A 22,252-nucleotide genomic window follows, 5' to 3' on the forward strand; every position below is an offset into this window, starting at 1 on the left:
CGATGTCCGCAGACACCACCCCCGCATCCCCGTCGCCCTCCTCCGCCACGGCGGTCAGTGACGTCGAAGGCGCACCCAGGTTCGACGTCGACCACCCGGCCCCGTTCCTCGAGGCGCCGCGCAGCCGTACGTCCAAGACCCCGAAGTCGACCCGTGGCAACTTCGAGATGGCCGCCTGGCTGTTCATGCGGCTGTCCGGCGTCGTCCTCGTCGTGCTGGTCCTCGGCCACCTGCTCATCCAGCTGGTGCTCGACGGCGGCGTCTCCAAGATCGGCTTCGCCTTCGTGGCCGGCCGCTGGGCGTCTCCGTTCTGGCAGGTCTGGGACCTGCTGATGCTGTGGCTGGCCATGCTGCACGGCGCGAACGGCCTCCGTACGATCGTCAACGATTACGCGGAGAGCACGACCACGCGGCTGTGGCTCAAGGGCCTGCTGTACACCGCCACGGTGTTCACCATCCTTCTTGGCTCGCTGGTGATCTTCACCTTCGACCCGAACATCGTCTAAAGCCGGGGCTGACGAGAGCAATGAAGATCCATAAGTACGACACAGTCATCGTCGGCGCCGGTGGCGCCGGTATGCGCGCGGCCATCGAGTCGACCAAGCGCAGCCGTACCGCCGTGCTGACGAAGCTTTACCCCACCCGCTCCCACACGGGCGCGGCGCAGGGCGGCATGGCCGCCGCGCTCGCCAACGTGGAGGAGGACAACTGGGAGTGGCACACCTTCGACACGATCAAGGGCGGCGACTACCTGGTCGACCAGGACGCCGCCGAGATCCTGGCGAAGGAGGCCATCGACGCGGTCCTCGACCTGGAGAAGATGGGCCTTCCGTTCAACAGGACGCCCGAAGGCACCATCGACCAGCGCCGGTTCGGCGGTCACTCCCGTAACCACGGCGAGGCGCCGGTCCGCCGGTCCTGCTACGCCGCGGACCGCACGGGCCACATGATCCTCCAGACGCTCTACCAGAACTGTGTCAAGGAGGGCGTGGAGTTCTTCAACGAGTTCTACGTCCTCGACCAGTTGATGGCCGAGGTCGACGGAGTGAAGGTGTCCGCCGGTGTGGTCGCCTACGAGCTGGCCACCGGCGAGATCCACGTCTTCCAGGCGAAGTCGGTCATCTACGCGTCCGGCGGCACCGGCAAGTTCTTCAAGGTGACGTCCAACGCGCACACCCTCACCGGTGACGGCCAGGCCGCTTGCTACCGGCGCGGACTGCCGCTGGAGGACATGGAGTTCTTCCAGTTCCACCCGACGGGCATCTGGCGCATGGGCATCCTGCTGACGGAGGGCGCCCGCGGTGAGGGCGGCATCCTGCGCAACAAGGACGGCGAGCGCTTCATGGAGAAGTACGCGCCCGTCATGAAGGACCTCGCCTCGCGTGACGTCGTCTCGCGCTCCATCTACACGGAGATCCGCGAGGGCCGCGGCTGCGGTCCCGAGGGCGACCACGTCTACCTGGACCTGACGCACCTGCCGCCGGAGCAGCTGGACGCCAAGCTGCCCGACATCACGGAGTTCGCGCGTACGTACCTCGGTATCGAGCCGTACACCGACCCGATCCCGATCCAGCCGACCGCGCACTACGCCATGGGCGGCATCCCCACCAACGTCCAGGGTGAGGTCCTCGCGGACAACACCACGGTGGTTCCCGGGCTTTACGCGGCCGGCGAGGTCGCGTGCGTCTCGGTGCACGGCGCCAACCGCCTCGGTACGAACTCGCTGCTCGACATCAACGTCTTCGGCCGCCGTTCCGGCATCGCCGCGGCCGAGTACGCGGCGAAGAGCGAGTACATCGAACTCCCGGAGAACCCGGCCGAGTTCGTCGAGTCGCTGGTCGAGCACCTGCGCAACTCCACGGGCAAGGAGCGGGTCGCGGCGCTGCGTCTGGAGCTTCAGGAGACCATGGACGCGAACGTCATGGTCTTCCGCACCGAGCAGACGATCAAGACCGCGGTCGAGAAGATCGGCGAGCTGCGCGAGCGCTTCCGGAACGTGTCCATCCAGGACAAGGGCAAGCGCTTCAACACGGACCTGCTGGAGGCCATCGAGCTGGGCAACCTGCTCGACCTGGCCGAGGTGATGGCCGTGTCGGCGCTGGCCCGCAAGGAGTCGCGCGGCGGTCACTACCGCGAGGACTTCCCCACCCGGGACGACGTGAACTTCATGCGCCACACCATGGCGTACCGCGAAGTCGGCGACGACGGCAGCGAGTCCATCCGTCTCGACTACAAGCCGGTCGTCCAGACCCGCTACCAGCCGATGGAGCGTAAGTACTGATGTCCACCCAGACCATGGACCGGGTCGAGTCGGCCTCCGCGGCCTCCCACCTCATCACGGTCACGTTCCGCATCCGGCGCTTCAACCCCGAGGTCTCCGACGAGGCCACGTGGGACGACTTCGAGATCGACATCGATCCGAAGGAGCGTGTGCTCGACGGTCTCCACAAGATCAAGTGGGACCTGGACGGCAGCCTCACCTTCCGGCGTTCCTGCGCGCACGGCATCTGCGGTTCCGACGCGATGCGCATCAACGGCAAGAACCGGCTGGCGTGCAAGACGCTGATCAAGGACATCACCACGCCGGACAAGAAGACCGGCAAGGTCAAGCCGATCCTGGTCGAGCCCATAAAGGGCCTGACGGTCCTCAAGGACCTGATCGTCGACATGGACCCGTTCTTCCAGGCGTACCGCGACGTGATGCCCTTCCTCGTCACCAGCGGCAACGAGCCGACGCGCGAGCGCTACCAGTCCGCCGAGGACCGCGAGCGCTTCGACGACACCACCAAGTGCATCCTGTGCGCGGCGTGCACGTCGTCGTGCCCGGTGTTCTGGAACGACGGCCAGTACTTCGGCCCCGCGGCGATCGTCAACGCGCACCGTTTCATCTTCGACTCGCGTGACGAGGCCGGCGAGCAGCGTCTTGAGATCCTCAACGACAAGGACGGCGTGTGGCGTTGCCGTACGACGTTCAACTGCACGGACGCCTGCCCGCGCGGTATCGAGGTCACGAAGGCGATTCAGGAAGTCAAGCGCGCGCTGATCACGCGTCGCTTCTGAGCCGCCCAGCGACTCTCCGGAGGGCCCGCTTCCGTACGCAAGCCGTACGGAAGCGGGCCCTTTCTGTGCCAGGATCGGTCCCTACGGGCGCCGGCCCGGCCGGATGACCGGGGAACGGGGAGAGAGATGAGCGAGCCGAATCCGTACGCGGACGGGGAGTACACGTGGGGTCCGGCGCAGCCGCAGGACTCCGTGCCGGGCATGCCTGGCGTGCCGGGGGCGCCGGGCACACCTGGATACGGCTATGCCAACGCCGTTCCCGGGTACGGCTATCCGGCCCCGGCTCCCGGGTACGGCTACCCCGGCGCGGGCCCCCACGCGGTCCCCGGCAACGGGATGCCGCTGGTCTCGATCGGTGACATCACGGTCGTGAACGACGCGATCGTGACGCCCGCCGGCGTACTGCCGCTCAGAGGCGCGGTGTGGAGCGCGACGGACCTGTCCCGTACGGAGGAGAGGATCCCGCCGTACGCCATCGTCCTCGCCGTCGTCTTCTTCCTCTTCTGCTTCCTCGGCCTGCTCTTCCTGCTGATGAAGGAGAAGACGACCACCGGGTTCGTCCAGATCACGGTGACCAGCGGCGGCCGCCACCACGCCACGATGGTGCCCGCCACGCATCCTCTGGCCGTCCAGACGGTGATGGGGCAGATCGGCTACGCCCGTTCGCTCAGCGCCATGTGACGCCTGTGCAGGGGGCGTTGGGTGCCCGGTGATCCGAGCGCGGGCGTTCACTCGATGACGCCCGCGCGTCGGGCCGCGGTGAGCCAGGAGGAGAACTCCGACAGGAGCCGGTCGTACAGCTCCGCGTCGGACGTCCGCGTGATGTCGTCGACGGCGAAGAAGCCCACGTTGTCGAGGCGCCGCCCGGAGAGCGTGCCGAAGCGCTCCAGCACGCCGTAGTCGGCCCGTCCGAGCCCCACGAACTGCCAGAACACCGGCTCCCCGGCGGACGCGCGCAGTTCGCGTTCGATCTCCGCGTCGCGGTGCACACCGCCGTGGGAGAAGAACAGCACGAGGGTGGGCACCCGTGCGGGGTGTTCACGCAGATGGGCGCGCACCTCGGCGATGACTTTCTGCTCCTCGTTCTGTGTGCCGACGGCCCGCATGTCTATCTGTTCCGCGTGCAGTCCGCGCCGGCGCCGCCTGGGCCGTCCGAGGAGGCTGAGCTGTCCCGCCCGTACGTGCAGCCGCAGCCACTCGGGCAGCCGGCCGAGGGTGAGGTCGGGCAGCCTGGCCGGGTGCGAGGCGAAGGTCCAGGCCGGCATCGCACCTCCCGTGTCGAGTTGGGCGGCGACGGCAGCCGTCCGCTCGACCACTTCGGCGACCACACCGCGTGCGTAGAGCGCGGCCATGGAGCCGGAGGCGTCGAGTACGAGGATCACGCGCGCGGCGGTGACACCGGCGCCGTGTTTGCGGAGGCTGACGGCGACCTGTTCCCTGTGCAACCAAAGGCGTTGGCGCATGTCCACGGGGAGGTCGGCCTCGCCGCGGATGTGCCCGCGGTCGGCCTCGCGGAACATCCACCCTCCGGCGCGCCGGTACAACTCACCCACCAGGGAAGCTTTCCTGTTCCGCTGTCGGTCGCCGGCGCCCTCGGGCAGGGAAACGGATGCCATCGGTCCAGTCTGCTCCTCTTCCGGCGCCTCCGGTACCGGTCCGGATCACGTCGTACGCCGGGGACGGGCGCCGACGCGTTCGGGGCGGCCGTCACGCCCCGTTAGGCTCGGACACCGTGAAGGACGAGAAGGACGCCAAGGCCCCGAAGAGCGAGAAGACCCGCACCCTCATCCTCGAAACCGCGCTGCGGTTGTTCCAGGAGCGGGGCTACGACAAGACGACGATGCGGGCCATCGCGCAGGAGGCCGGGGTGTCCGTCGGGAACGCGTACTACTACTTCTCGTCCAAGGAACATCTCGTCCAGGGCTTCTACGACCGGATCGGCGCCGAACACCGGGCGGCGGTCAGGACCGTACTGGACCGGGAGACCGGGCTGGAGGCGCGGCTCGCCGGGGTACTGACCGCCTGGCTCGACATCGCGGAGCCGTACCACCGGTTCGGGGCGCAGTTCTTCAAGAACGCCGCCGATCCCGAGTCACCGCTGAGCCCCTTCTCGCCCGAGTCGGAGGGGCCGCGCGAGGCGGCGATCGCCGTGCACCGGGAGGTACTTGAGGGGTCCAGGGCCAAGATCCCGGACGAGTTGGCGGACATCCTCCCCGAACTGATGTGGCTCTCGCAGATGGGGCTCGTCCTCTACTGGGTCTACGACCGCTCGGAGGGCAGCGGGCGCAGCCGCCGGCTGGCGGAGCGCGGCGCCCGGCTGACCAGCAGGGGCATCGCGCTCTCGCGGTTCCCTCTGCTGCGGCCGCTCGTGCGTGAACTGCACGAGCTGTTCAATGACTTCCTGCCGGGACTGGCGGAGACGGCCGCGGCGCGCAGGAGGACCTGACGGGCGACGCGGGTGCCGGTCGCGGGCGAGGCCCACGGCCCTCTCAGACCCAGGCCAGTTCCCACAGGCGCCAGACGCCGGTGCCGTCGGAGAGGTACTGGGAGCCGGTGACGTCCACGCTGCTGAGCACGTAGTCCTTCTTCTGCCACAGCGGCAGGATCGGTATGTCCTTCGCCGCTGTCCGCTGCAGGGAGGTGAAGGCGTCCGCGGCCATGCCGCGATCGCTGTACTGCTGGGTCGACTTGATCAACGCGTCGACGTGCGCGCTCTTGTAGCCGCTGTGCAGAGCCGAGTTGGCGCCGATGAGCGGCTGGATGAAGTTGTCGGGGTCGGGGAAGTCGGGGACCCAGCCGACGGTGTACGCGTCGAAGTCCCCTGCGGAGTAACCCTTCTGGAAGTCCTGCCACTCCTTCTCGACGATCTTCACCTTGAACAGCCCGGTGGATTCGAGCTGTTCACGCAGCTCGTCGGCCTCGGGCGCGGCCGAGCCGCCGGTGGCGTGCGCGAGCGTGAAGCGCACCGGGGTCTCGATCCCCGCGTTCGCGAGCAGTCGTGCGGCCTCTTCGGGGTCCGGCTTCGGATAGGCGTCGAAGAACGCGGTGTGGTGGGACGTGATGCCCTGCGGGATCAGCGAGTAGAGCGGGTCGACGGTCGAGGCGTAGGCGGTGGTGACGATCTTCGGCCGGTCGACGACCGCGGCGACCGCCCTGCGTACCGCGACGTCGGCCATCGGTGAGCCGTCGCGCACGTTGAAGACGAGGTTGCGGATCTCGGCGCCGTCGGACTCGTTGACCACGATGTCGTCCTGGCCGGAGTCGAGGCCGGCGATCAGCGCGGGCGGCAGCTGGCGGTGGGTGACGTCGACCTCCTTGGCCTTCCAGGCGGCCGCGAGGTCCGCGGACTGCTCGAAGTAGGCGATGTCCACGGGTCCGCCCGTCTCGCTGATCGCGCCGTGGTACGCGGGGTTGGGCACCAGGTGGGCGGCCGAACCCGCCGTGTACGTCTTCAGGATGTACGGCCCTGAGCCGTCGACGGCGTTGTCCGCGCGCAGTTGGTCGGCCGGGTACCTGCTGTGGTCGACGATCGAACCGGCGCCTGTGGCGATCTTCAGCGGGAACGTCGCGTCCCGGGAGACGAGATGGAAGGTGACGGTCAGGCCGTCGGCCTCGACGGATTCGAGTGTGCCGAAGAGGGGGCCTGGGCCGACGTCCGACTTGATGGCCAGGACTCGGTCGATGGAGTACTTGACGTCCTCGCCGGTCATCGCGTGACCGTTGGCGAAGGTGAGGTTGTCCCGCAACTCGCATCTGTACGTGGTCAGTTGATCGTCCGTGAAGTCGCACTCGCGCGCCGCGTCCGGGACAGGCGTGACGGAACTGGGCTTGAAGGTCAGCAGTGACTGGTACACGTTGCCGAAGAGGGCCCAGGACCCGGCGTCGTACGCTCCCGCCGGGTCGAGCGAGCTGACCACGTCCGTCGTCCCGACGGTGATCGCCTTGTTCTGCGCCTTGTCCGATGGAAGTAACTGCCAGCCGCCCACCCCGGCGACGGCCAGCACGACAAGTGTGATGAGAATTCGCAGGCGGATCGACCGCATCGTGTGTGCCCCTCTACCACGCCCACCCCTGACCGTGATGGCGCACACACAATCACACCGTCTTCACGCGCGGAAGGGGAATCCGGGCACTCGAAGGCAAAGGTCAGGTCAGTTAAACCTGCCACGCGGAGTTGGCCGGAAAGAACCGCCGATACGTGGGGACAGGGAAGCCAGCGGATCAGGCCTGGCGGGAGGCCAGCTGCACGATGGTGATGTCGGAAGGCGCCCCGACCCGGACCGGAGGCCCCCAGGCCCCCGCACCCCGGGACACGTACAGCTGGGTGTCACCGTACTGTTCGAGGCCGGCGACGGTGGGATTGGCCAGTTCAGCCAGGTAGTTGCCCGGCCACAGCTGACCGCCGTGCGTGTGACCGGAGAGCTGGAGGTCGACGCCGTGCCGTACGGCGTCGTCGATGACGACGGGCTGATGCGCGAGCAGTACGGAGGTCCTGGCCCGGTCGCGGTCGCCGAGCGCCTTCGCGAAGTCGGGCCCCTCGCCCTGAGCCTCGCCGCCGATGTCGTTGACCCCGGCGAGATCGAAGCCGGGGATCTCCACGCGCTCGTTCTCCAGCGGCCTCAGGCCGAGTTCGCGTACGTGGTCGATCCAGGCGTGGGCGCCCGAGTAGTACTCGTGGTTCCCGGTGACGAAGAACGAGCCGTGTGGCGCGTCGAGCTGGGCCAGCGGCTCGGCCGCCGACGCCAGGTCGTGGACGCTCCCGTCCACCAAGTCGCCGACGACCGCGATCAGATCGGGCCGGGTCGAGTTGATGGTGTCGACCACGCGCTGCGTGTGGGCCCTGCCGAGAATCGGCCCGAGGTGGATGTCGCTGACGACCGCGATACGGAAGCCGTGGGCGCTGCGGGGCAGCTTGGCGAGCGGCACGGTGACGCGCTTGACGCGGGGCCCGCGCATGACGCCGTACGTGCCGTACCCGACGGTGGCGAGTGCGGCGGTGGCGGCAGCGCCGCCGACGACACGGGAGACGAACAGCCGCCGGGAGGCGGCGGGCGTCTCGACGGGGGCGGCGGCCGTCTCCTCGGTCACGGCGACCGGCTGCTCGGTCACGGCGACCGGCTGCCCGCCAGCGGCAGAGACAGCGGACTCGGGCCCAGGAGTGGCAGCGGGCGTGGTCACCGCCGGCTTCCGCGCCAGGAACCGTCGCAGCAAGGGCCGTACTGCCTCACCCACGAGCAGCGCGAGCAGGACGTACAGCAGCAGCGCGAGCCACAGGAACCCCGGCCAGGCAAGCACCCGCTCCACCAGGAACGGCGCCCCGGAGCGCCCCGAGACCAGGGCCCCGACGGAGAGCAGCGGCAGCAGCACGGCGAGGACGGTCCCCGCCCGCCGCCAGACCGAGCCGGGCGCGCTGACATCACGTACCAGCCGCCGCCACACGTACCCGTGCGCCGCTGCGACGAGCGCCACAGCCGCCAACCCCACCAGTACGGTCACGACGATCACGGACGGTCCCCTCATCCCACTTTTTTTCGCACGAGCCTTGCCCGGCAAGTCTGCCGGGCAGGGCTCGCGCGCTACCGGGCGGGGGTGCGGGACGACGCGGCTTCCGCGGCCAGGCGGACGGCCAGGGTGCGCGCGAGCAGGACCGGTACGGCGGCGGCCCGCCCGGCCGCGGCGCGCATGCATTCCGTGTAGCCGACGCAGTCCAGTACGAGCCAGCGGCTGCCCGCGCCCGCGAGGCGCCGGGCCGCGGCGGCGACGGTCGCGGGCGCGTCCCGGTCGTACGGGTCGGCGGGTTCCACCCGTACCGCTCCCGGCAGCACACCGGCCCAGCGCCGCCGCACGTCCTCTCGCTGGCCGGGGTGCGGGCACACCACCCCCACCGGATCGGCGCCCGCGACGGCCCGTACGCCGTACTGCACCAGGGATTCGGCGTAGAGGAGCGGTCCGGTGGCGGGCACGGGCGGGAAACTGCCCGTGCAGAGGAGCAGTGTGGCGCCCGCGCCCTCGTCCTCGCAGCGGGCGACCGCGTCCCGCGTCCGGGGGGCCAGGGCGTCGTGGCCGAGGACGACCGAGGAACCGTCGCGCAGCCGCGAGATGAGCGGCGCCTCACCTGCCGCCGGCGCCACCGCGCGCCGGGCCCGCTCTCCCGTCGGCCCGTCGAAGACATCCTGGTCGAGCGCGCCGTGTTCGACGGGCCTGAGGCCGCCGAGGAGCGGGAGGATGTCGCCGAGCAGGTCGGTGCGCGGTGCCTGGCCGATGGTGACCAGACCGAGCGCCGGGGTCGCGTGTGTCATCTCAACGCTCCTTGGCTCAGACGGCCTTGTAGATCTGGCTGACGTCGTTGATGGAGCTTCCCGCCACCAACCCGGCGCCGACGAGCGCGAGTTCGTTGTCCACGGCCTCCTGCGCCGCCTTGCGCGCGGCGTCGTCCGCGGCGCCCCTGCGCTTGTGGCGGGCGTAGCCGAAACGGACGGCGAGGGCGATCAGGACCAGCCATCCGGCCTGCGGAGTCGCGACCAGCAGACCGGTCGCGAGCAGCACACCCATCTGGCGTGAGGAGCCGCCGAGCAGCTGAACGGCCGCGCCGGGTATCGCCCACAGGGCCATCATCGTGAGCGCGTGGGTGTCGGTGAGCCCGGCCTTGATCGTGTCCACGTAGACGTGGGCGACCGGCGGTACGCGGCCCTCGGAGAAGAACGGCTTCCAGGCGATCATCACGACGATGATGGCGACGGCGAAGCCGACCAGCTGGGCGAGGTACTGCTGACGGCGGCCGGCCATCTCGTACGGGTGCCACGGCACCGCGTTCCTGCGCAGCAGCCAGCCGGCCTTGAAGTCGTAGCCGACGTCGGCGAAGGCCGGTCCCGTGGAGGCCGCGTAGCCGACGAGCAGCGCCAGCGGCACCATCGGGATGCCGAGGACGAGACCGAGCATGAGGAAGATCAGCGTGACGGCGAAGGCCGGGAACCAGCCGGAGTGCATGGCGGCCAGGCCGACGATCAGCTGGTGGACGAGTGCGGCGGCCCCGGCGAGCAGCACCCAGCCGACGAGCCCGGCACCGCCCATGTCGGCGGCGACACCGCCGATCAGCGCGATGAGCAGGGCTCCGACGACGAAGAGCACCAGTCCTTCGAGCAGCCCCCGGCGCAGGCGGCGCGCGTCGACAGTACGGATCTCGGGCCGGAAGCGGTCGGCCCTCCCGCCGGCCCCTTCCGTGTCCTTCTTCGCCTTGCGGTCCCTCATCTGGGTGACGGCCTGGCCCAGCGCCACCAGCCCGGCGCCGATCATCACACCGTGCGGGACGTAGTGGGCGGCGAGGTCGACGTCCAGCAGCGTCGGCGCGTACTGGGCGGCCAGCAGGCCGAGGCCGAACATCGACAGCGCCCAGACGTTGCCGAGGAACGCCACACCCGCGGCGCTCGCCGGCAGCTTGAACAGCGAGCCGACGAAGCCGACGAGCGCGCTGATCCCGAGCAGCCTGGCCTTGCGGCCGCCTTCGTCGCCCGCCTTGATCGTCTCGGCGGCCGCGATGCCGGCCGGCCAGGCGGCTGAGGCGGGCAGCAGCCGGGAGTCGAAGACCCGGTAGAGCACCCAGCTGTCGACGGCGAGCCCGATGACGGCGCCGCCCAGCATCGGCCACACCAGGTCGGAACGGCCCAGCAGGAAGGGCACGGCGATCGGTGTGATCAGCGAGTTGGCGGCGGCGAAGGTGGACCCCGAGATGGCGGACTGCACCAGGTTCTGGCGCTGCGGGTCGCGCATCCTGGACAGGGCCGCGAAGGAGATCCGGCCGATCAGCATGGCCAGCAGCGCACCGATGACCGAGGTGTTGGGCGCGATGCCGAGGGTGGTGATCAGTACGAGACCGATGACCGACCCGAGCACGGAGAGCAGGACCGTCACGACGAGCGTGACCGGTTCGAAGGCTCGCGGGTGGGCGGCCGGCGGGGCCACGGCGGTCGGCGGGACCGGGTTCTCGGTCGCGGGGACCGGGTTCTGGTTCATGGTGCTCCGTGGGCAGGAGGGGTGCTGCTGCCCGGGCGCGGCGATGGGTCCAGGCGGGGACGGGGAGAGCGGAGAGGTACGGGCAGGGGCAGGGGGCCGAGCAGCGGGACGGCCCCGCCGATCATTCGGCGGAGGCCTGCAACCGCGTCATCGGTCCGTACAGCTCGACGAGGCGGGCGAACTCGGCCTCGTCGTGGAAGCGCGCCTCGCCGCGGCCGAACTCCTTGGCCGCCTCGATCGCGAAGCGTCCCGCCGAGGCGATGTCGGTCTCGTGGCTGGCGCCGGTCGCGCAGCCCGCGACCGTGCTGCCCGCGGTGAGGGCGAGCCCGACGACGGGGGCGTCGGTGGCGACGCACGGCTGCATGATCGAGTTGATGTGGTGCACGCCGTTGCCGTACGGGGTGATGTCCTGCGTGGTGATGGGCAGGACGTGGGCGGCCTCGCCGGTGACCGTCTCCAGGACGCCGAGCAGGTCGTCGCTGACCCGCAGGATCCAGCCTTCCTTGACGGTCGGGGAGAGGGCGATGCCGCGGTGGTTGAGCAGCCGGTTGCCCTTGGTGGTGTCGATGGAGACGACGGCGTCCATCTCCGGCGCGATCTCGTGCTTGTTGCAGTCGAGGATGGAGACCGGGGAGTCCATGAAGGGCACCGGGTCGTGCGGACGTGTGGGGGCGTCGGGGCAGACGTGGGTGCTGAGGACGACGTCGCCTTCGAGCCGGTCGCCCCTGGCGTACATGTCGAGCAGCTTCGCGGCGGCCGACAGTGCGGCGACGGCTCCGTCCGCGTCCGAGACGATGCCGGTGCGCTCGGGCCGCGCGCCGACTCCGCCGAGGCGGCCGAGGATGCCGAGCGTGGGGGCCCGGCCTCCGGCGAGCGCGCCGGTGCGGCCGGGAACGACCACCTTGACGAAGTCGGTGGAGCCGCGTTCGCCTTCGACCGTGGTGACGGTGATCTCCGGCGTCGGCGCGGTGCCGGTGCCGGTGGTCTCCGGCGTCGGCGCGGTGCCGGTGACGGTCCCGGTGGTCTCCGTCGTACCGGTCTCGGCGGCGGCGTTCTCCAGTACGGCGTTCAGGTGACGGGCGAGCAGTCCGCCGTCCGCCTGCGGGCGGTCGAGGAGTTCGATGACGTCCAGGACGTACTTGAGCACAGTGGTTCCTCGGTGCGATCGTGCGTGGATTCGCCGGAAAGGCTGGAAATAGTGCTGCTTTCGGGCCCGGCGTGTGCAGCAGATTGCCCCTGGCCTTCCCTCAGAGCAACCATTTCTCTATATGCGGGACGGCGATGCGCATAGCGATAGGGTGCCTCCCGTGACGCCAGACCGAGCACCGCGACGAGTACCGGACCGAGTGCCGGAACAGACATCGGACCGAGTGCCGGACCGGGCACCGCTCCAGACCGCGGACCGCGCCCTGCAGGTGCTGCTCGCCTTCTCCCAGGACCGGGAGGAGTGGGGCGTGACCGACCTCGCCGCCGAGTTCGGCTGGGACAAGTCCGTCTCGCAGCGGCTGCTCGCCTCGCTCGCCCACCGCGGCTTCCTCGTCTCCGACGAGGTGACCCGGCGCTACCGGCTGGGTCCCGCCGTCTGGCACATGGCCACCGCCTGGGAGCGGCACGGCGGCATGGCCGGCCTGGTCAGGCCGGTGCTGCGGGTTCTGGCCTCCGCGTGCGGGGTCACCGCCCTCTTCGCCGTGCCCGACGGCGCGCACATGCGCTGTGTGGAGTCCGCCGACGGCACCTCGGGCCCGCTGCGCGTCTACCGGCTCGCGGACGAGCTGTATCCGGCGCACGCCGGAGCAACCTCCCGCGCGTACTTCGGCACGCTCACTCCCGGCGCACGCGCGACGCTGCTGAGCGGACGCCCGATGGCCCGGTTCAGCGCGCTGACGATCACCGACCCGGCGCGTCTCGAAGAGCTGATGGCGCGCGTGCCCGCCGACGGTTACGCCTTCACCCAGGGCGAGTACGACCTCGCCACCGCCGGGCTCGCGGTCCCGGTGCTGGTACGGGCGCAGCCGATCGGCTCCCTCTCCCTCGTCGGCCCGCACGAACTGCTCGGCGGCGCTCACGAGGAGCTGCTGCGCCCCCTGCGGTCCGCCGCCGAGAGCCTGGGCGAACTGCTCGCCCCGAGGCGTTCGCGTACCCCGGCGCGCGATCCCCGCGCACCGGGAGCCCCCAGAAAGATCAGCGAGAAGGGCTGAACCCCATGGAGCCGAACCCGATACGACTGCTGCTGCTCTCCAACTCCACGGCCCCGGGCCGCGGTTACCTGGAGCATGCCCGTGATGTGATCGCGGACCACCTGCGCGGTGTGGACGAGCTGCTGTTCGTGCCGTACGCCCTCGCCGGCCACGCCAGCTACACGGCGACCGTGGAGGCCTTCATGAAGGGGCTCGGCATCCGGGTCCGCGGCATCCACACCGGCGACCCGCGACAGCTGGCCGCCGGAGCGGAGGCGGTGTTCACAGGCGGCGGCAACAGCTTCCGGCTGCTCTCCGCGCTGTACGAGCACGACGTACTGGCCACGCTCCGGGAGCGGGTCGCGGCGGGCGTCCCGTACATGGGCTCCAGCGCGGGCACCAACATGGCCGCGCCGACGCTGCGCACCACGAACGACATGCCCATAGTCCAGCCGCCGTCGTTCGAAACGCTGGGGCTGGTGCCGTTCCAGCTCAACCCGCACTACCTGGACCCGATCCCGGGCAGCTCGCACATGGGCGAGACCCGTGAGGAGCGGCTGACGCAGTTCCTGGAGGAGAACGACGTGCCGGTGCTCGGCCTCCGCGAGGGCACCTGGCTTCGGCGTACGGGCGACACGCTGGAACTGGGCGGCGCGGAGAGCGGCGCCCGGCTGTTCCGGCGCGGTCACGAACCGGCCGAGCACGGTCCTGGGGCGGAATTGAGCGAGCTGCTTTCCGGGAGGTACCAGTTCGACGTGCGCTGAGGTCCGACCCGCGCTGAAATGCGTCGCCCACGGGCCCGCGCCGGCCGGCCTCCGTCGCCGCTGGGCCCGGCGGCGGTCAGCCGCCGGTGCCGGGCGACGCCTCCCGCGGCTGTTCCGCCCGCAGCGCGCGCACTCCGCGGAACCCGATCACGCCCACCGCCGTCCCCAGAAGAAAAGAGGCGATGGCGAGCAGCAGATGAACCCAGAAGTACGCGGTCGGATCGCCCGCGTCGTCGAAGGCGAGTCCGCTGCCGTCCTGCCACAGATTCTTGGCGAAAGTGATCCAGATGAACCAGCTCCACACCCCGAAGGCGAGCAGGAACCAGGAGACGGGGCGGCTGAGCTTCATGGATCCAGTATCACCGGCCCCTCCCGCCCCGGTTCGGCGGGGGACCCCGCCGGTGTGGGCGCCGAGGTCAACGCCCTGTACGTTCTCGATTGTGTCCGCTTTTAAAAAGACCGTATTGACGGTCGCCTCCGCCGCGCTGCTGCCCATACTGACCGCCGCACCCTCCTGGGCGGACGACGCACGGTCCACGGCGTCCCCGCAGCCCAAGCCCCCCGCCGTGATGTCCACGGTCGGCGGTGCCAGGCTCGGCCAGGCGGGCACGCAGGTGGACCTCTCGGGCGGCGCGCCCGTGCTGCCGAAGGAACTGAGCGGGCGCTCCTGGATCGTCGCGGACGCCGAGTCCGGTGACGTACTGGCCGCGCACAACGCGCACTGGCGCCTTGCGCCCGCCTCGACCCTGAAGATGCTCTTCGCGGACACACTGCTGCCCAAGCTGCCGCCGGACGAGCAGCACAAGGTGACAACGGACGACCTCACCGGAATGGGCGAGGGCAGCAGCCTGGTCGGCGTCAAGGAAGACCTCAGCTACAGCGTCCACGACCTGTGGCTCGGGGTGTTCCTGAAGTCGGGCAACGACGCGGTGCACGTACTGTCCGCGATGAACGGCGGCGTCCCGGAGACGGTCCGGGACATGCAGCGGCACGCCGACGAACTCCAGGCGGTCGACACGCATGTCGTCTCGCCCGACGGGTATGACGAGCCGGGCCAGGTCTCCAGCGCCTACGACCTGACGCTGTTCGCGCGCTCCGGGCTCCAGAAGAAGGACTTCCGCGAGTACTGCTCCACCGCGACGGCCCAGTTCCCCGGCGAGCAGAAGAAGGGCAAGAAGCGCGAGACCTTCGAGATCCAGAACACCAACCGGCTGATGACCGGCGCGAACGGCGTAACGCCGTATCAGGGCATCGCCGGTGTGAAGAACGGCAACACCACGAACGCCGGGGCGACGTTCACGGCCGTGGCCGAGCGGAACGACCGGGTACTGCTCGTCACCGTCATGAACCCGTCGTCCGACGAGAGCCAAGCGGTCTACAAGGAGGCGTCGCGCCTGCTGGACTGGGGCTTCGCCGCGTCGGGCAAGGTCACGCCCGTCGGCAAGCTCGTACCGCCGAAGTCCGCGGACACCGGACCGGCCGAGACCGGCGCCTCGGCGAGCGCGAGCCCCGCGGGCCACGCCCCGGCCCAGGCGGTCAGGCCGGTCACCGCCGACGGGAGCGGCACGAGCGGAGTCGGAACGGCCCTCGCGGTCACCGGCGGTTCGCTGGTCGTGCTGGCGGGCGCCATCTTCCTCGTCAACCGGCGCTGGCCGATGCTGCGCCGCCTTCCGAAGTCCTGACGGCGGCGTCCGTCGCACCGGGGCCGCCGTCGGAGCCGGCGTCGGCCCCGGCCCTGGACTCGTCCGCTTCCTGGGTCTTGCTCGGCGTCGCGGTCCACGCGGCGCAGAACAGCAGCAGCTTCGCCGTGAAGTTGATCCACAGCAGCAGCGCCACGGGCACGCCGAAGGCGCCGTACATGCTCTTCGACGCCACGTTCGTCATATAGCCGCCGAGCAGCAGCTTGAGCAGTTCGAAGCCGACCGCGCCGATCAGCGCGGCGACCACGAGTCGCCTGCGCGGCGGCTTGACACGCGGCAGCAGCGTCAGGACGTACAACAGCAGCAGGAAGCCGGCGAGGACCCCGACCGCGATCGCGGCGATCTGGAGCAGTACGCCGCCGGCGCCGCCCTCGGAGATGCCCAGGCGGTCGGCGGTCCAGCCGATGGCCGTGGAGCCGAATCCCGAGGCGCCGACCGAGGCCAGCCCGACCGCGCCGAGGCCGACGAGAACCAGGCCGTCCCTGGCCTTGAGCGCGATCGGGTTGCCCTCGGGCTTGTCGTCCAGCTCCCAGACGACCCGCAGGCACTCCCGCATCGAGCCGACCCAGCCGATCCCGGTGAACAGCAGCAGCGCGCCCGCGACCACGCCGACCGTGCCCGCGTTGGCGACGAGTTCGTGGATGTTCAGCTGTTTGGAGATGCCGGGCACCTGCTTGGCGATGCTGTTCTGCACGTCGTCCAGCTGATTCTTGCTGAGCAACGCGGCACCGACCGCCGCGCCCACCGTGATCAGCGGGAAGAGCGCGAGAAAGCTGATGAACGTGACGGCGGCGGCCAGTCGCGACCAGCGGACCCGGTCCAGCGTCTCGTACGAACGCCACGCGTGCGTCCGCATGAGACGAGCCACCGACGGACCGATGACGGGAAGTTTTTTCAGCCAGTCCATGCAGGAAGACCTACCCGGTCTGTACGGGGAGACCTGCCCCGGGCTCGGAAAACCAGAGCGGCGGCTTCGCGAAGCCGTATCTGCCACCCATTCATACGAGCAGCGCGACAAACGGCGTAAAGAATGACCTATGGGGCGATAGCGTCACTTTCGTGTCTGCCGACACCGCCACCGATACCGGCGCCGCCCCGGCCCGGCGACGGCCGTCTTCCCAAGGAGCACGCAACGATGAAGGACGCTTTCGGCACCCCGCAGTCCCTGCTCGTCCTCGGCGGGACGTCCGAGATCGGCCTCGCCACCGCGCGCCGGCTGATCACGCGGGGAGTCCGTACGGTCTGGCTGGCCGGCCGCCCCTCCCCCGCGCTGGACCGTGCGGCCGACGGACTGCGCGCGCTTCGTACGGAGGTCGACGTCCGTACGGTCGAATTCGACGCGCTCGACCCCGGCTCGCACGGGGAGGTGCTGGGGAAGGTTTTCGCGGAGGGCCGCATGGACCTGGCGCTGCTCGCCTTCGGCGTACTCGGCGACCAGGCGCACGACGAGGCGGATCCGGTCGCGGCGGTCCGGGTGGCGCAGACGAATTACACCGGCGCGCTCTCCGCCGCGCTGGTGTGCGCCGGGCTGATGCAGGCGCAGGAGCACGGCTCGCTCGTCGTGCTCTCGTCGGTCGCCGGCGAGCGTGCGAGGCGCGCCGACTTCATCTACGGGTCGAGCAAGGCGGGCCTCGACGCGTTCGCGCAGGGGCTGGGGGACGCCATGCGGGGCACAGGGGTGCGGGTGATGGTCGTACGGCCGGGACTCGTACGGACGCGGCGGGCGGCCGGCCCGGCCGTTCTCGGCGAGGCGCCGCTGTCCACCACGCCGGACGCGGTGGCGACGGCGATCGAGCTGGGGCTGCGGCGCGGCTCGGAGACGGTGTGGGTGCCTGGGTCGCTGCGGGTGGTGATGGCGGCGCTGCGGCATCTGCCGCGCGCGGTCTTCAGGCGGCTGCCGCTGTAGCGGGCGGTCCGGCCCGCGGTCGTGAACGGCGTCGGTGCGGCTTACGGACGTCGGTCCGGCTTGTCGGTCCGGCTTGTCGGTCCGGCTTGGGGACGTTACGGGCGGATCGTGGCGGGCTGATCTCTGGGGGTGCTCTGCGAGGGCACCCCGGAGATCTCGCCGTCGCCGCCGAACGCGTACTCCTGGAGCTTGCGCCACACGCTGTCCGCGCCCTGCTGGTACAGCGCGAACGAGGCACAGCTCCACTCCGCCGCGAACTCGGACAGCTCCTCGTAGGCGCGGTCCATCGCCTCCTCGGCGATGCCGTGAGCCACCGTCACATGCGGGTGGTACGGGAACTGAAGCTCGCGCACCAGCGGCCCCGAGCTGTCCCTGACCCGCTTCTGGAGCCACGAGCAGGCCGAGGCGCCCTCGACGACCTGGACGTACACGACCGGCGAGAGCGGCCGGAACGTGCCGGTGCCCGACAGCCGCATCGGGAAGGGTCTGCCGGCCTTCGCCACGGCGGCGAGATGCGCCTCGACCGCGGGCAGCAGCGAGGCGTCGACCTCCGTAGGAGGCAGGAGGGTGACGTGCGTGGGGATGCCGGGCGCGGCGGAATCACCGAAGCCCGCACGCTGCTGCTGGAGCAGACTGCCGTACGGCTCCGGGACCGCGATCGAAACGCCGAGCGTTACGGTCCCCACGTCGTTCTCCTCACTCCGTATGTGGATCTCCTGCGGGCGGTGCCGACCGCTCTGCCGCGGGCGGCGCCGTCCTCTTTCTGCGGGTGGTGCCGTCCGCCAGTGTGACGCTCCGACCGCCGCGCTGACCAGAGGCCACGGTCCCGGCAGTGCGGCGGCGAGCCCACGCTCAGTGCTTGGCCGGAAGGAAACCGACCCTCTCGTACGCCTGGGCCAGCGTCTCCGCCGCGACCGCACGGGCCTTGTCGGCGCCTTCCGCCAGGATCGAGTCCAGCGTCTCCGGGTCGTCCAGATATTCCTGGGTGCGGGCCCTGAACGGTGTGACGAAATCGACCATCACGTCGGCCAGATCCGTCTTCAGCGCACCGTAACCCTTACCGGTGTAGCTGCTCTCCAGCTCGGGGATAGCGGTGCCGGTGAGCGTGGAGAGGATGGTGAGCAGATTGCTCACACCGGGCTTGGCCGCGGTGTCGAAGACGATCTCGGTGCCCGTGTCGGTGACCGCGCTCTTGATCTTCTTCGCGGTGGCCTTGGGCTCGTCCAGCAGGTTGATCAGGCCCTTGGGCGTGGACGCCGACTTGCTCATCTTGATCGCCGGGTCCTGGAGGTCGTAGATCTTCGCGACCTCCTTCACGATGTGCGGCGCCGGGACCGTGAACGTCTGGCCGAACCGGGTGTTGAAACGCTCCGCGAGGTCGCGCGTCAGCTCGACGTGCTGCCGCTGGTCCTCACCCACGGGCACCGCGTCCGCCTGGTACAGCAGGATGTCCGCGACCTGGAGGACCGGGTACGTGAAGAGCCCGACGGTGGCGCGGTCCGCACCCTGCTTGGCGGACTTGTCCTTGAACTGCGTCATCCGGGACGCCTCACCGAAGCCGGTGATGCAGTTCATGACCCAGGCGAGCTGCGCGTGCTCGGGGACATGGCTCTGGATGAAAAGGGTGCAGCGCTGCGGGTCGAGCCCGGCGGCGAGGAGCTGGGCGGCGGCGAGCCGGGTATTGGCACGCAGCTCGGCGGGGTCCTGGGGAACGGTGATCGCATGCAGGTCCACGACCATGTAGAACGCGTCATGGGTCTCTTGCAGCGCAACGTACTGACGGACCGCACCGAGGTAGTTCCCGAGGTGGAAGGAACCTGCGGTGGGCTGGATACCGGAGAGGGCGCGGGGACGGTCAGTGGCCATGCTCACCATTCTCTCAGGTGACACTGACAGCTCGGGAACACATGACGCACGACGGCCGGAGGGTGCGGTCCGGGGACACGGGCCGGGTGAGGCGGCCGTCACTTCAGGGGCGCTTCAGGGGCGCTTCAGGGGCGGTAACAACCCCTTGCGGAGGTTTAGGCGGATCATGCGCTCCTTTAGGTTTCCTCGTTCCTCCCGCGAGCGACGATAGGAGCAGGGGCACCACCCCTGAACCGGACGAAGGGAGTACCCGTGTCGACAACGGAACGTGCCATCGCCTCGGCGGAGGCGCACAGCGCGCACAATTACCATCCGCTGCCGGTCGTCGTGTCGTCGGCGGAGGGCGCGTGGATGACCGATGTCGAAGGCCGGCGCTTCCTCGACATGCTCGCCGGGTATTCGGCGCTCAATTTCGGCCATGGGAACAGGCGGCTCATCGATGCCGCCAAGGCGCAGCTGGACAGGGTGACGCTCACGTCGAGAGCGTTCCATCACGACCGGTTCGCGGAGTTCTGTACGCGGCTTGCCGAGCTGTGCGGCATGGAGATGGTCCTGCCGATGAACACCGGGGCCGAGGCGGTCGAGACCGCCGTCAAGACCGCGCGCAAGTGGGGGTACCGCGTCAAGGGGCTGCTGGACGGCACGGCGAAGATCGTGGTCGCGGCCAACAACTTCCACGGCCGTACGACGACGATCGTCAGCTTCTCGACGGACCCCGAGGCGCGGGCCGACTACGGCCCCTACACCCCGGGCTTCGAGATCGTCCCGTACGGGGACCTCGCGGCGCTCGACGCCGCGGTGACCGACAACACCGTGGCCGTGCTGCTCGAACCGATCCAGGGCGAGGCGGGGGTGCTGGTCCCGCCGGCCGGTTATCTCGCCGGGGTACGGGAGCTGACGCGCGCGCGGAACGTGCTCTTCATCGCGGACGAGATCCAGTCGGGGCTCGGCCGCACCGGCAAGACCTTCGCGTGCGAGCACGAGGGTGTGGTGCCCGACATGTACCTCCTCGGCAAGGCGCTCGGCGGCGGGATCGTACCGGTGTCGGCCGTGGTGTCGTCGGCGGACATTCTCGGCGTGTTCAAGCCGGGCGAGCACGGCTCGACGTTCGGTGGCAATCCGCTGGCCTGCGCGGTGGCGCTGGAGGTCATCGCCATGCTCAACACCGGTGAGTTCCAGCAGAACGCGGCAGAGCTGGGCGACCATCTCCACCACGAGCTGGGCCTGTTGGTGGGCGGCGGGTCCGTGGAGGCGGTGCGCGGACGGGGGTTGTGGGCCGGGGTGGACATCACGCCGTCGCACGGCACCGGCCGGGAGATCTCCGAGCGGCTGATGGAGCGGGGCGTGCTGGTGAAGGACACGCACGGCTCGACGATCCGGATCGCTCCGCCGCTGGTGATCAGCAAGGAGGATCTGGACTGGGGGCTGGACCGACTGCGCTCTGTGCTGGCCGAGTAGGGCACCCAGCGGGCGAGTGGAGCCCGGCGGCCCCCCGCCCGCGCGGGCCGGGGCCGCCGCCGGGTTCAGCGGATGACGTGGGGCAGGAAGCGGGCGCACTCGTCCGTGATCAGGCCCGACGACTCGCGCAGGCCGAGCCCCGCCGCCTCGTTCTCCACCACCCACGCGCCGAGCACCACCCGGTTGCCGTCGAAGTCGGGCAGCGGGGCCAGCTCCTGGTAGCAGCAGGGCTCGTCCCGTACGGTCGGCGCGACGCCGGCCGGGAGCGCCTGGTGGATCGTGACTCCCGCGCCCTCGCGGCCGAGGAGCGGCTTGGCGACATAGCCGCGCCCGGTGGCGAGTTCGCGCGGCCCGTCGAGGTAGGAGGGCAGCAGATTCGGGTGGCCGGGGTGCAGTTCCCAGAGGATCGCCAGCAGCGCCTTGTTCGACAGGAGCATCTTCCAGGCGGGCTCGATCCAGCACGTCGTGCCCGTACCACCGCCGTTGTCCAGTGTGTCGAGGACCTGCGGGCCGAACCGGTCGGTGGTCAGCCACTCCCACGGGTAGAGCTTGAAGCAGCTGCGGATGAACCGCAGCCGGTCGTCCACGAAGCGTCCGCTCAGCCGGTCCCAGCCGATCCGCTCCATGGACAGCGCCTCGGTGTCCAGACCGGCCTGTTCCGCGGTTTCGCGCAGGTACGCGACCGTCATCAGGTCCTCGCCCAGCTCGTCCGTCTCGGAGTGCGCGAAGTGGACGGGCTGTCCGGGCGGCAGCAGGACGGACTGCCGCTTCCAGGCGGCGACCAGCCGTTCGTGCAGGGAGTTCCACTGGTCGGCGCCGGGGAAGCGTTCCTCCATCCAGAACCACTGCGGGCTCGCCGCCTCGACCAGCGAAGTGGGGGTGTCGGCGTTGTACTCCAGCATCTTGGCGGGGCCCGTGCCGTCGTAACGCAGGTCGAACCGGCCATACAGGGAAGGCAGTTCGGCGCGACGCTGCCAGGACTCGGCCACCAGTCCGGCCAGCCGGGGGTCGGTGATGCCGAGGTCGGCGAAGCGGTTGTGCGTCACGATGTGCCCGGCCGCGCCCAGACACATCGCGTGCAGTTCTTCCACGACCTCTTCGAGGGCTTCGACCTCGGGCAGCGTGAAGCTGTAGTACGCGCTCTCGTCCCAGTACGGGCGCAGCGAACCGTCGGGGTGGCGGGTCAGCGGGTAGACGACGCCCTGTTCCTCGACGGTCCGCTGCCAGCCGGGGCGGGGCTCGATGGAGTGCCGTTCCATCAGTGACCCTCCGTGGATCGCGGATCGGCCGGGATCCGGCCCGGGTTCGGGC

General features: G+C 70.1%; 20 protein-coding genes and 1 pseudogene. 10 read left to right on the forward strand and 11 right to left on the reverse strand.

Annotated elements, in window-relative coordinates; translation table 11 throughout:
• Positions 1-2: 2 nt before the first annotated feature.
• The 4 genes from ACIP6N_RS08235 to ACIP6N_RS08250 all read left to right on the forward strand — a co-directional run bounded on the left by ACIP6N_RS08235 (position 3) and on the right by ACIP6N_RS08250 (position 3,741).
• Positions 3-506 carry a succinate dehydrogenase hydrophobic membrane anchor subunit gene (locus ACIP6N_RS08235; protein WP_401813856.1) on the forward strand — a complete coding sequence of 168 codons (504 nt, stop codon included), beginning with the start codon at positions 3-5 and terminating at the stop codon, positions 504-506.
• Between the two features lie 20 nt (positions 507-526).
• On the forward strand, positions 527-2,281 hold the full coding sequence (sdhA, locus tag ACIP6N_RS08240; RefSeq protein ID WP_401813857.1) for a succinate dehydrogenase flavoprotein subunit: 1,755 nt from the start codon (positions 527-529) through the stop codon (positions 2,279-2,281).
• Positions 2,281-3,060 carry a succinate dehydrogenase iron-sulfur subunit gene (locus ACIP6N_RS08245; RefSeq protein WP_401813859.1) on the forward strand — a complete coding sequence of 260 codons (780 nt, stop codon included), beginning with the start codon at positions 2,281-2,283 and terminating at the stop codon, positions 3,058-3,060. The genes sdhA and ACIP6N_RS08245 overlap by 1 nt, the downstream gene beginning before the upstream one ends.
• A gap of 126 nt (positions 3,061-3,186) precedes the next feature.
• Entirely contained in the window at positions 3,187-3,741 is a 555-nt protein-coding gene (locus ACIP6N_RS08250) for a hypothetical protein (RefSeq protein ID WP_401813860.1), read from the forward strand.
• Positions 3,742-3,788: 47 nt separating this feature from the next.
• On the opposite strand, the pseudogene ACIP6N_RS08255 reads toward ACIP6N_RS08250, so the two are convergent.
• Positions 3,789-4,550: pseudogene (locus ACIP6N_RS08255) on the reverse strand (vWA domain-containing protein); the annotation flags it as partial.
• 242 nt (positions 4,551-4,792) lie between these two features.
• Between ACIP6N_RS08255 and ACIP6N_RS08260 the strand changes: the two are divergent.
• Entirely contained in the window at positions 4,793-5,506 is a 714-nt protein-coding gene (locus ACIP6N_RS08260; RefSeq protein WP_401813862.1) for a TetR family transcriptional regulator, read from the forward strand.
• Positions 5,507-5,549: 43 nt separating this feature from the next.
• Here ACIP6N_RS08260 and ACIP6N_RS08265 read toward each other — a convergent pair whose 3' ends face one another.
• The 5 genes from ACIP6N_RS08265 to ACIP6N_RS08285 form a co-directional block, all read right to left on the reverse strand.
• Positions 5,550-7,103 (reverse strand): ABC transporter substrate-binding protein, encoded by a 1,554-nt coding sequence (locus ACIP6N_RS08265; RefSeq protein ID WP_401813864.1) that lies wholly within the window; start codon positions 7,101-7,103, stop codon positions 5,550-5,552.
• A gap of 178 nt (positions 7,104-7,281) precedes the next feature.
• Entirely contained in the window at positions 7,282-8,580 is a 1,299-nt protein-coding gene (locus ACIP6N_RS08270) for a metallophosphoesterase (RefSeq protein WP_401813865.1), read from the reverse strand.
• Between the two features lie 56 nt (positions 8,581-8,636).
• Positions 8,637-9,359 carry an AroM family protein gene (locus ACIP6N_RS08275; RefSeq protein ID WP_401813867.1) on the reverse strand — a complete coding sequence of 241 codons (723 nt, stop codon included), beginning with the start codon at positions 9,357-9,359 and terminating at the stop codon, positions 8,637-8,639.
• Positions 9,360-9,375: 16 nt separating this feature from the next.
• Positions 9,376-11,070, reverse strand: coding sequence for an OPT/YSL family transporter (locus ACIP6N_RS08280; RefSeq protein WP_401813868.1), 1,695 nt, complete (start codon positions 11,068-11,070; stop codon positions 9,376-9,378).
• A gap of 121 nt (positions 11,071-11,191) precedes the next feature.
• Positions 11,192-12,217, reverse strand: coding sequence for a DUF1177 domain-containing protein (locus ACIP6N_RS08285; protein ID WP_401813869.1), 1,026 nt, complete (start codon positions 12,215-12,217; stop codon positions 11,192-11,194).
• Positions 12,218-12,440: 223 nt separating this feature from the next.
• On the opposite strand from ACIP6N_RS08285, the gene ACIP6N_RS08290 reads away from it, so the two are divergent.
• Together ACIP6N_RS08290 and pepE are read left to right on the forward strand one after the other, a co-directional pair.
• Positions 12,441-13,268 carry an IclR family transcriptional regulator gene (locus ACIP6N_RS08290; protein WP_401813870.1) on the forward strand — a complete coding sequence of 276 codons (828 nt, stop codon included), beginning with the start codon at positions 12,441-12,443 and terminating at the stop codon, positions 13,266-13,268.
• A gap of 20 nt (positions 13,269-13,288) precedes the next feature.
• The gene (gene pepE, locus ACIP6N_RS08295) at positions 13,289-14,011 is read left to right on the forward strand and encodes a dipeptidase PepE (RefSeq protein ID WP_401814405.1); all 723 of its coding nucleotides are present in this window, start codon (positions 13,289-13,291) and stop codon (positions 14,009-14,011) included.
• 76 nt (positions 14,012-14,087) lie between these two features.
• Here pepE and ACIP6N_RS08300 read toward each other — a convergent pair whose 3' ends face one another.
• Positions 14,088-14,360 carry an SCO4848 family membrane protein gene (locus ACIP6N_RS08300; protein WP_401813872.1) on the reverse strand — a complete coding sequence of 91 codons (273 nt, stop codon included), beginning with the start codon at positions 14,358-14,360 and terminating at the stop codon, positions 14,088-14,090.
• Positions 14,361-14,451: 91 nt separating this feature from the next.
• Between ACIP6N_RS08300 and ACIP6N_RS08305 the strand changes: the two genes are divergently transcribed.
• On the forward strand, positions 14,452-15,693 hold the full coding sequence (locus ACIP6N_RS08305; protein ID WP_401813874.1) for a D-alanyl-D-alanine carboxypeptidase family protein: 1,242 nt from the start codon (positions 14,452-14,454) through the stop codon (positions 15,691-15,693).
• Here the strand turns inward: ACIP6N_RS08305 and ACIP6N_RS08310 are convergent.
• The gene (locus ACIP6N_RS08310; protein WP_401813876.1) at positions 15,650-16,618 is read right to left on the reverse strand and encodes a YihY/virulence factor BrkB family protein; all 969 of its coding nucleotides are present in this window, start codon (positions 16,616-16,618) and stop codon (positions 15,650-15,652) included. The genes ACIP6N_RS08305 and ACIP6N_RS08310 overlap by 44 nt on opposite strands.
• A 228-nt stretch (positions 16,619-16,846) precedes the next feature.
• Here ACIP6N_RS08310 and ACIP6N_RS08315 point away from each other — a divergent pair, with 228 nt between their 5' ends.
• A complete protein-coding gene (locus ACIP6N_RS08315) occupies positions 16,847-17,617 on the forward strand; it encodes a decaprenylphospho-beta-D-erythro-pentofuranosid-2-ulose 2-reductase (protein WP_401813877.1) in 771 nt (256 codons plus the stop codon).
• Between the two features lie 95 nt (positions 17,618-17,712).
• Here the strand turns inward: ACIP6N_RS08315 and ACIP6N_RS08320 are convergent, their stop codons facing one another.
• Together ACIP6N_RS08320 and trpS are read right to left on the reverse strand one after the other, a co-directional pair.
• Positions 17,713-18,303: a 2'-5' RNA ligase family protein gene (locus ACIP6N_RS08320; protein ID WP_401813878.1), complete on the reverse strand. Its 591-nt coding sequence runs from the start codon at positions 18,301-18,303 to the stop codon at positions 17,713-17,715.
• A 166-nt stretch (positions 18,304-18,469) separates the two neighbouring features.
• Positions 18,470-19,483, reverse strand: coding sequence for a tryptophan--tRNA ligase (trpS, locus tag ACIP6N_RS08325; RefSeq protein ID WP_401813880.1), 1,014 nt, complete (start codon positions 19,481-19,483; stop codon positions 18,470-18,472).
• A gap of 252 nt (positions 19,484-19,735) precedes the next feature.
• Here trpS and rocD point away from each other — a divergent pair, with 252 nt between their 5' ends.
• Positions 19,736-20,941, forward strand: coding sequence for an ornithine--oxo-acid transaminase (gene rocD / locus ACIP6N_RS08330; protein WP_401813882.1), 1,206 nt, complete (start codon positions 19,736-19,738; stop codon positions 20,939-20,941).
• Between the two features lie 65 nt (positions 20,942-21,006).
• On the opposite strand, the gene ACIP6N_RS08335 is transcribed toward rocD, so the two are convergent.
• Positions 21,007-22,200, reverse strand: coding sequence for a glutathionylspermidine synthase family protein (locus ACIP6N_RS08335; protein WP_401813884.1), 1,194 nt, complete (start codon positions 22,198-22,200; stop codon positions 21,007-21,009).
• Between the last annotated feature and the right edge of the window lie 52 nt (positions 22,201-22,252).

The organism is Streptomyces sp. NPDC088725 (genome assembly GCF_044751305.1).
GTDB lineage: Bacteria > Actinomycetota > Actinomycetes > Streptomycetales > Streptomycetaceae > Streptomyces.

Bases quoted from the DNA above. Each gene is read 5' to 3' on its own strand.
- ACIP6N_RS08235 (WP_401813856.1), top strand. From the start codon at position 3: ATGTCCGCAGACACCACCCCCGCATCCCCGTCGCCCTCCTCCGCCACG.
- sdhA (WP_401813857.1), top strand. From the start codon at position 527: ATGAAGATCCATAAGTACGACACAGTCATCGTCGGCGCCGGTGGCGCC.
- ACIP6N_RS08245 (WP_401813859.1), top strand. From the start codon at position 2,281: ATGTCCACCCAGACCATGGACCGGGTCGAGTCGGCCTCCGCGGCCTCC.
- ACIP6N_RS08250 (WP_401813860.1), top strand. From the start codon at position 3,187: ATGAGCGAGCCGAATCCGTACGCGGACGGGGAGTACACGTGGGGTCCG.
- ACIP6N_RS08265 (WP_401813864.1), bottom strand. From the start codon at position 7,103: ATGCGGTCGATCCGCCTGCGAATTCTCATCACACTTGTCGTGCTGGCC.
- ACIP6N_RS08270 (WP_401813865.1), bottom strand. From the start codon at position 8,580: ATGAGGGGACCGTCCGTGATCGTCGTGACCGTACTGGTGGGGTTGGCG.
- ACIP6N_RS08275 (WP_401813867.1), bottom strand. From the start codon at position 9,359: ATGACACACGCGACCCCGGCGCTCGGTCTGGTCACCATCGGCCAGGCA.
- ACIP6N_RS08280 (WP_401813868.1), bottom strand. From the start codon at position 11,070: ATGAACCAGAACCCGGTCCCCGCGACCGAGAACCCGGTCCCGCCGACC.
- ACIP6N_RS08300 (WP_401813872.1), bottom strand. From the start codon at position 14,360: ATGAAGCTCAGCCGCCCCGTCTCCTGGTTCCTGCTCGCCTTCGGGGTG.
- ACIP6N_RS08310 (WP_401813876.1), bottom strand. From the start codon at position 16,618: ATGGACTGGCTGAAAAAACTTCCCGTCATCGGTCCGTCGGTGGCTCGT.
- ACIP6N_RS08315 (WP_401813877.1), top strand. From the start codon at position 16,847: ATGAAGGACGCTTTCGGCACCCCGCAGTCCCTGCTCGTCCTCGGCGGG.
- trpS (WP_401813880.1), bottom strand. From the start codon at position 19,483: ATGGCCACTGACCGTCCCCGCGCCCTCTCCGGTATCCAGCCCACCGCA.
- ACIP6N_RS08335 (WP_401813884.1), bottom strand. From the start codon at position 22,200: ATGGAACGGCACTCCATCGAGCCCCGCCCCGGCTGGCAGCGGACCGTC.